The organism is Flavobacterium sp. (genome assembly GCF_030146175.1).
GTDB lineage: Bacteria > Bacteroidota > Bacteroidia > Flavobacteriales > Flavobacteriaceae > Flavobacterium.
On sequence record NZ_JASLCE010000113.1, the window covers coordinates 1 to 8,333 of the forward strand.

Consider the following 8,333-nt stretch of genomic DNA (forward strand, 5'->3'; position numbering starts at 1 on the left):
GAAGAAACAACAGGTAGCACCCCTTCCAATTTTGATTATTTTCCACTATCGACCAATAATTACTGGACGTATACCGTCGATGCCATGCGGGATTCGCTTTATATCGCCAATGACACCCTGATTTCCGGTACGCCTCATAAAAAATGTAAAGCCAAAGATTTTCCGATTGGATTTTATTCCAATTCTTTAAATAAAAATGGAATTCGTAAATCCGGCGACCAGATATTGGCTTCGGGAACCTTCGATCTGGAAGCTTTTACCGGACTCCCTATCGCGATTAGCCTAAATAATTTTATTATTTTTAAAGAAAATGCTACCTCCGGACAAACATTGGGCAACGTCACCGGAACCTTACAACAAACCATTCAGGATTTACCGTTAACCATTCAATATAAGGTCACTAGCGTTGCCGGAGCCACGCTCCCAAACTATACTTCACCCAACGGTGACGCCTATACCAATGTAAAAGCTGTTAACACAATCATAAATTTACAGGTCTCAACCGTTTATCTTGGCATACCTTTTGTAGTATTACCTTCACAGGACGTTCTTGTTTCAACGCAGTATTTCGCCAAAGACATCGGTGTGGTGCATACCAATACGAATTTACAGTATGCATTGAGCAGTGGTATTCCAGCCGGAATCCCTTTACCTATACCGAGTTCAGGCAATCAGACGCAACAGGAATTCTTAGATGATTATCATATTAATTAAAAAAAAATACCCTGCAATACAATAAAATTGTTTGTTAAAATAAAGCAGACAATTATACTAATAACCAAACAGCAGGGTTATATTGTTAAAATTTTTTATATGAGGAAACTATTTTTATCTGCCTTCATGTTAATGGGATTAGCATTTGGCACACAAGCACAGGAAATTTCTAAAAATGCTTTAGGTCTGCGTTTAGGCGACAACGATGGTTTTGGTGGTGAGATCTCCTATCAGCGAGGTCTTTCTAAAAATAACCGTTTAGAAGTCGACCTTGGATGGAGAAACAGCAAGCATGTAGATGCCTTCAAACTTAGCGGTTTGTACCAGTGGGTTTGGAACATCGACGGTGGCTTTAACTGGTATGCCGGTGTTGGTGGAGGAATCGGAAGCTGGAGTTATGAAAATGACTACCACGTAGATGTAAAAGACAGCGGTACTTTTGTATTCGTTGCCGGTGATCTTGGTATCGAATATGTATTCGATATTCCGTTACAGATTTCACTAGACTTCCGTCCGGAGCTATACTTTAACGACGATTACAGAGGTGATAACTTCGGTCCGGATATCGCATTAGGTATTCGTTACCGTTTCTAATACAAAAAGGGTTGTCTGAGACAACCCTTTTTTAATTTATGCAAAATCTTCCAGTGCTTTGCGATACAGATTTTCGTAAAGCGGAAGTATATTCATGATATCAAATTCTTTGGAGGCTTCAAGTGCATTCTTTTTAAAAGTCAGCAGCTTTTCGTCGTCCGATAAGATTTTTATCGCATTGGCTGCCATTTCCTGTACATTACCAACATCGCTCAGGTAACCCGAATAACCATCTTTGTTCACTTCCGGTAATCCGCCCGAATTACTCGAAATAATCGGCACACCACAAGCCATAGCTTCTAACGCGGCCAAACCAAAACTTTCGGTTTCCGATGGCAACAGGAATAAGTCGGAGTAACATAAAATTTTATCGATCTCACTACTATTTCCGAAGAAAATTACTTTGTCGGTAATATTCAGATCCTCACATAATTTTTCGGCCACTTCTTTTTCCGGTCCGTCGCCAACCATCATTAGTTTGGATGGAATTTCTTTCTGAATCTCGTTGAAAATTTTCACCACATCCGGAATGCGTTTTACCTTTCGGAAGTTACTGATATGGGTAATGATTTTTTCTTCTTTTGTAGCCATTAACGATCGATGGCAAGGGGAATTTTCATCAATCCTGTTTTTATCAATTTCGATAAAATTCGGAATCACCACAATTTCTTTTTTGATATCAAAAAGGCGGTAGGTTTCATCCCGTAAGCTCTCCGATACCGAAGTCACCACGTCGGATTTATTGATACTGAAACATACGGCCGGTTTGTAAAACGGGTGGTTTCCAACCAGCGTGATGTCCGTTCCGTGTAACGTAGTCACCATCGGAATGCGGATTCCTTCATCTTCCAACATCTTTTTAGCCATATAACCGGCATAGGCATGCGGAATGGCATAATGTACATGTAAAAGCTCGATCTTATGCAACTTTACCATATCGACCAACTTACTGGATAAAGCCAGTTCGTAAGGTTGGTAATGAAACAATGGATATTCCGGTACGTGTACTTCGTGATAATGGATATTGGGATTCAGCAAGGCCAATCGAACCGGCTGACTATACGTTATAAAATGAATTTCGTGACCTCTCCGGGCGAGCTCCAAACCCAACTCGGTTGCCACTACACCACTACCACCAAAGGTAGGATAACATACTATAGCAATTTTCATTTTTAGTTTTTAAAAGTGAACTAAAGTACTGCAAAAAAGTAAGGTAATCCGGATTTTTAGATAAAATTAACGAAACGAAAAAGTTAGCGTTTCAGCATCGTTTCATAGCGCGTAATCCAGTCTTCCACCGTCATTTTGGTAAATAATTCCGCTAGTAATTCATACGGAATGGTGTCCATTTTTTTAAAACGGATACAGCTTTTTCCCATATCCAGTTTGGTTTTTACGTGTTTTGGATATTCCGCGACAAACCAGTCGTACAGGTCTTTATCGGAATAGATCCCCATATGGTAAACCGCAATAAAGTTCTTTTGAGAAGCAATCCCTAAAAACGGAAGCGGTTGTTTTGGATCACAATGGTATCCGTTTGGATAGGTGCTATGCGGAACCGAATAGCCCATCATCCCGTAGCCCATTCCTTCCTGAAATCCTTCCGGCAAGTTTGCATTGATGACTTCTCTCAATTTGGTCATTGCCGATTTACGATCGTCCGGCAATGTTTCTAAATACGCATCCGGTGTTGTTGCTGTTGATTGCATATACTGTATTTTTTGGTGGTTTAGTCGGTTATCGCTTCGTAAATCACTTTCTGGATATCTTCGCGAATATTTTCCTTTGAAAGTTTGTTTACGGTACTCTCCGGAAACGTACGGTTAGACAGGAATACATAAACGATATCTTTCTCCGGATCGGCCCAGGCCATCGTTCCGGTAAATCCGGTATGCCCGAAACTGGTCATCGATACACAACCACAAGTTGGGCCTTCTTTTCCAAGTTGCGGTTTATCAAATCCAATACCCCTACGGTTTCCTTCCTTACAAAAGGCACAGTTGTTAAACTCGTCGAATGTCTTTTCCGAAAAATACTGATGGTTTCCGTAGTTTCCTTTTTGAAGATACATCTGCATCATTTTGGCCACATCGATAGCATTGGCAAACAAACCGGCATGTCCCGCTACGCCATCCTGCATCGCGGCTCCCATATCGTGTACATAACCCTGCACTTTCGTATAACGGAAATAGTTGTCTTTTTCGGTTGGCGGAATGATATCCATATCCATTTTGCGCAACGGATTATAGGTCATCGTGGCCGATCCCAATGGTTTGTAAAAAGCCGTATCACTCAAAACATCCAAGGTCGTATGGTTGGTTTTTTCCAGATAATCTTTTAAGATGATAAACGGAAAATCACTGTATTTGTATTCTTTTTTCGGTAGCAACTTACTATCTGCAATTCTTTTTACAATCGTATCGGAATAATCCTTACGCAAATACAGGTTTTCGGAAACCTGAAGCGGGAAATCCGGCGAATAGGTATAGCGATAGTATTTTTTAGACGGATGTTTTGTACTGTCTAACGTGGCCTGATAAAACGGAATCCACGGCTGCAAACGCGCCTGATGCGTCAACATATCTTTTAAAGTGATGTTCTTTTTGTCGGTATTCGCAAAAACCGGTAGTATATCCCCTAGTTTGGTGTTCATGTCAATCTTTTTCTTATCGTACAATTGCATGATGTTCGGTAAAGTCGACAGAATTTTGGTTAGTGATGCCAAATCGTATACATCCTGATTGGTCACTTTATCGGTGTTTTTATAATCGCGGTACCCGAATGATTTCTGATAAAAAACCCGTCCATGACGCGCGACTACGATCTGCAATCCCGGTGTCATTTTACCGTCAATGGCTTTTTGTGCCAGTTTATCAATTTTTGCCAATATAGCCGGGTTCATTCCTACGTTTTGCGGTGTCGTAAACGACAAGCGATTAATTTTCTGCGTCTTGAGACCGTCGTTTACTTTAAACGCGTTGTTAATCGAAACCGGCAGTTTTCCTTTGGCTCCGATTCCTCCAAAAATAACTTCGGCCGCCACGGTTTGCGCGATATCGTTGTTTTGATAGGCCAATACGACGTTTCTAAAAATATTGAAATTATCGATTGCCAATAAAGTATAAGGCTTTGCAAAAACCGTTAGCGTTACATTTTTGTTCGAAGCGATCAGGTTAAGCATCGACAGTTCCTTTTGGGTAAAATCGTGCTTTTTCCAGGCGCCATCCGCTTTATGAAATCCAATGATGACCTTGGTATAATTTCGCAGTTGTTCCAGCATTAAAGGCACCGTATCCAGTGGAATATCCGTGACCGGAGCATACGTTCGAAGCGTATTTAAAAAGGTTTCGTTTTTATCGTCTCCCAGCTTGATATACGCAATTCGTTCGTTTTCCAAATCACCAATCGGTAGTTCGTTATCGGTAGTTTTTAAAACCGTAACGGCATTTTCATATAACTGGTAATTGAGATCGTCGTATTCCGGCGCATTCAGATCTTTCACCAGATTATTCATATCAATCGGTTTGTAATGATTCAATCCGATTCTGTATTTGTATTTCAGGATTTTCTTAACCGAATATTCGATTCTATCGTCCGATAATATCGAATCGTTATACGCCTGACAGAATTTTTCGATTGCAACCGGTACATTTTCAGCAAACAAAAGGATGTCGTTTCCTGCTAAAAAGGCTTCCAGATCGATATCGCCCGGTTGTTTGAAATTACTCGCGCCTTTCATGTTGAGCGCATCGGTAAAAATAAGTCCGTCGAAATCAAGTTTCTTTTTCAGCACATTGGTAACAACTTCATAGGATATCGAACTCGGATAATTCGGTCGTGGCTCAAGACTCGGCACATTCAAATGCGCTACCATCACACTGGACAATCCTTCCCGAAACAGTTTTTTATACGGATAAAACTCGACATCTTCGAGCTGTTCGCGGGTAGCATTGACTAACGGTAAGGTATAATGCGAATCGTTTTCGGTTGCTCCATGTCCCGGGAAGTGTTTTCCGGTCGCATAGACATTTTCACTTTGGATTCCTTTCATCAGGGCCAAAGCTCTTTTGGTTACGTTCTCTTTGTTTTCGCCAAACGAACGGTTTCCAATAATCGGGTTTTTCGGGTTGGTATTGATATCCAAAACCGGAGCGAAGTTAAAATGCAAGCCCATTCGTCTGGCCTGAATCGCCATTTGCTGCCCCATTTTTTCGATCAGTTTTAAATCCTGAACCGCACCTAATGTCATATTCCATGGATAACGATAGGTCGAATCCAATCGCATGCTCAATCCCCATTCGGCATCAATACCCATAAAAAGCGGCACTTTTGCTTTCGACTGGTAATAGTTCGTCAGTTTTGCCTGTCGCATCGGACCACCCTGAAAAAAGATCAATCCACCCACGCCATAATCGGTTACTAGCTTTTCGACCGATTTAACATGAGCGGCATCTTTATTCGAATAGGCTGCAACCATGAATAATTGTCCCAATTTTTCTTCGAAATTCAGGTTGTTATAAATGCTGTCCACCCAGGTTTTTTCTCTTTCCTCAGAATAATGGGAAACAGGTTTGGGACTTTGCGCAAAAATAAGCGGACCAATTAATAACAGTAGAAAAACAGGGTATCTCATTAACTTAATTTTTTAAATAAATAAAATCATCACGCAACGTTGCGTGATGATTTTAAATGCTAGTATTTTTATTTTTCGTTTAGAAGAAACGACTATGCCAACTTTCGCTAGCCGGAACTTCCCAAAATTCCTGCCACTCTCCCAGCGTATTCACTAAGTTATTAAAAACAATAGTGTTACCGGATACGGCTTTTTCTTTGGCCATCTTCTTAAACTCAATCAACGGCTTGTGTGCAATAAAGTCCCCTAAACGGAAGGTTACATTCATTTTGTCCAATAGGTCGATTTCATATTTCTTTTCCAGATCCTGTATAAACTGAACCGATGCATCGATCGAACAGCCTGTTGCCGCTTGTTTCTCCTGATTAACCGTTAAAATGATAAAACGGTTGTATTTGGTGATAAACGAAGCTTCCAGACCGGTTCCATGAGCCGCCCAATTGGAAACAAATTCTTCCAAAGCGGCTTCAATTTCCTGCATTTCGTCGTCGCTAAGTTTTCGGTTGGCCTGATAAATCCAGATTCGGGATTCTTCAGGCATAGTATCAAAAGGTACGTACATAATTATAAATCTTTGGCATTAGCAATTAATTCTGCCACGTCCATTACCTTGATCTCGTGTTCTTTTTCTTTAAATTTCACACCGTCGGTCAACATGGTATTACAGAACGGGCAACCGGCTGCTATGATTTCCGGTTGGGTTTCCAGCGCATCTTCGGTACGCTCTACGTTAATATCTTTATTTCCTTTTTCAGGTTCTTTAAACATCTGCGCTCCTCCGGCTCCACAACAAAGTCCGTTGGCACGGGAACGTTTCATTTCCACTAATTCCGCATCCAGTTTTTGGATTAGCTCACGTGGTGCTTCATAAACATTATTCGCTCGTCCTAAATAACACGGATCATGGAAGGTGATTTTTTTGCCTTTAAACTGTCCGCCTTCAATGGTTAAACGTCCGTCGTCCAAAAGGGATTTTAAAAACTGGGTATGGTGCACCACTTCGTAGCTACCGCCCAATTCCGGGTATTCGTTTTTGATGGTATTAAAACAGTGCGGACATGCCGTTACGACTTTTTTCACTTCGTAGGCATTCATCACTTCAATATTCATCATGGCCTGCATTTGGAACAGGAATTCGTTTCCGGCTCTTTTTGCCGGATCACCGGTACAACTTTCTTCCGTGCCCAATACGGCAAAGGATACGTTGGCCTGGTTTAATATTTTTACAAACGCTTTGGTTATTTTTTTCGCTCTATCGTCAAAACTTCCCGAACAACCAACCCAAAACAGGACTTCCGGCTGTTTTCCCTCTGCCATCATTTCGGCCATTGTAGGAACTACTAAATTTGCTGACATATCTTTTATACTAGTTGCAATACTGCAAGGTTTGTTTTTTAATTAGTTTTCGTCTTTCCAGTTCAAACGGTCCATCTGGTTGTACTGCCAAGGCGCTCCGTTGTTTTCGATGTTGGTCATCATGCTGTTTAACTCCATCGGTGCGGCACTTTGCTCCATTACCAGGTAACGACGCATGTCCATGATAATGGAAAGCGGACTGATGTTTACCGGACATTCTTCCACACAGGCATTACAAGAGGTACAAGCCCATAGTTCTTCTGTTGAAATATAGTCGTTTAACAACGATTTACCATCCGGTACAAATACGCCTTTATTGGTATCGATATTCTTCCCTACTTCCTCCAATCGGTCGCGGGTATCCATCATAATCTTTCTTGGTGACAGCTTTTTACCGGTTTGGTTTGCCGGACATGACGACGTACAACGTCCACATTCTGTACAGGTATACGCATTTAGCAACTGAACCCAGTTTAAATCCTGAACATCGCTGGCTCCGAATTTGGAATGTACCGGTTCTTCACCTGCCGGTGCTGCTGCAAACGGATCGGCATTCGGATCCATCATTAATTTTACTTCTTTGGTAACCGATTCCAGATTGTCAAACTGTCCCTGTGGTTTCAGGTTGGCAAAAAAGGTATTTGGGAAAGCCAATAGAATATGTAAATGTTTCGAATAGTACAGGTAGTTCAGGAAGATCAGGATTCCTACAATGTGCAACCACCAAGCCGCTCTTTCGATCAATACGACGATGTTTTCGGAAATTCCGTTAAAGATCGGCGCGATAAATTGCGAAACCGGGAAAGCTCCCGCCTGACTATAATGTCCTACGCCTAATGTTTGTAAATGCAAATCGGCCGCATTTAAAACCAGGAATAAAACCATTAATACGGTTTCGAAATATAAAATATTGTTCGCATCGCTTTTTGGCCATCCCGTTAAATCATTGCTGATAAAACGTTTTAATTTGATGATATTTCTTCGGATATAAAACGTCGCAATCGCTACAATCACTAAAAAGGCCAATACTTCGAAC

Annotated in this window: 8 protein-coding genes; 2 read left to right on the top strand and 6 right to left on the bottom strand. The window is 41.2% G+C overall.

The window, feature by feature from the left end; translation table 11 throughout:
* Both Q1R07_RS12950 and Q1R07_RS12955 read left to right on the top strand, forming a co-directional pair.
* Positions 1–714, top strand: a 714-nt coding sequence (locus Q1R07_RS12950; protein WP_300490990.1) for a hypothetical protein, incomplete at its 5' end; no start/stop codon positions are given.
* A 99-nt stretch (positions 715–813) separates the two neighbouring features.
* Complete coding sequence (locus Q1R07_RS12955) at positions 814–1,308, top strand: hypothetical protein (RefSeq protein WP_300490992.1); 495 nt, start codon at positions 814–816, stop codon at positions 1,306–1,308.
* 36 nt (positions 1,309–1,344) lie between these two features.
* On the opposite strand, the gene bshA is transcribed toward Q1R07_RS12955, so the two are convergent.
* The 6 genes from bshA to Q1R07_RS12985 form a co-directional block, all read right to left on the bottom strand.
* Positions 1,345–2,478, bottom strand: coding sequence for an N-acetyl-alpha-D-glucosaminyl L-malate synthase BshA (gene bshA / locus Q1R07_RS12960; RefSeq protein ID WP_300490996.1), 1,134 nt, complete (start codon positions 2,476–2,478; stop codon positions 1,345–1,347).
* Positions 2,479–2,561: 83 nt separating this feature from the next.
* The gene (locus Q1R07_RS12965) at positions 2,562–3,017 is read right to left on the bottom strand and encodes a DUF1801 domain-containing protein (protein ID WP_300490999.1); all 456 of its coding nucleotides are present in this window, start codon (positions 3,015–3,017) and stop codon (positions 2,562–2,564) included.
* Positions 3,018–3,037: 20 nt separating this feature from the next.
* On the bottom strand, positions 3,038–5,941 hold the full coding sequence (locus tag Q1R07_RS12970; RefSeq protein WP_300491001.1) for a glycoside hydrolase family 3 N-terminal domain-containing protein: 2,904 nt from the start codon (positions 5,939–5,941) through the stop codon (positions 3,038–3,040).
* A 79-nt stretch (positions 5,942–6,020) separates the two neighbouring features.
* The gene (locus tag Q1R07_RS12975) at positions 6,021–6,503 is read right to left on the bottom strand and encodes an ABC transporter ATPase (RefSeq protein ID WP_300491002.1); all 483 of its coding nucleotides are present in this window, start codon (positions 6,501–6,503) and stop codon (positions 6,021–6,023) included.
* Between the two features lie 2 nt (positions 6,504–6,505).
* Positions 6,506–7,297 carry a (Fe-S)-binding protein gene (locus Q1R07_RS12980; RefSeq protein ID WP_136404174.1) on the bottom strand — a complete coding sequence of 264 codons (792 nt, stop codon included), beginning with the start codon at positions 7,295–7,297 and terminating at the stop codon, positions 6,506–6,508.
* Between the two features lie 42 nt (positions 7,298–7,339).
* Positions 7,340–8,333 (bottom strand): (Fe-S)-binding protein (locus tag Q1R07_RS12985; RefSeq protein WP_300491005.1); only part of this gene is annotated, 994 nt, incomplete at its 5' end.

Coding starts and splice junctions, on each gene's coding strand:
- Q1R07_RS12955 (WP_300490992.1), top strand. CDS start 814: ATGAGGAAACTATTTTTATCTGCCTTCATGTTAATGGGATTAGCATTT.
- bshA (WP_300490996.1), bottom strand. CDS start 2,478: ATGAAAATTGCTATAGTATGTTATCCTACCTTTGGTGGTAGTGGTGTA.
- Q1R07_RS12965 (WP_300490999.1), bottom strand. CDS start 3,017: ATGCAATCAACAGCAACAACACCGGATGCGTATTTAGAAACATTGCCG.
- Q1R07_RS12970 (WP_300491001.1), bottom strand. CDS start 5,941: ATGAGATACCCTGTTTTTCTACTGTTATTAATTGGTCCGCTTATTTTT.
- Q1R07_RS12975 (WP_300491002.1), bottom strand. CDS start 6,503: ATGTACGTACCTTTTGATACTATGCCTGAAGAATCCCGAATCTGGATT.
- Q1R07_RS12980 (WP_136404174.1), bottom strand. CDS start 7,297: ATGTCAGCAAATTTAGTAGTTCCTACAATGGCCGAAATGATGGCAGAG.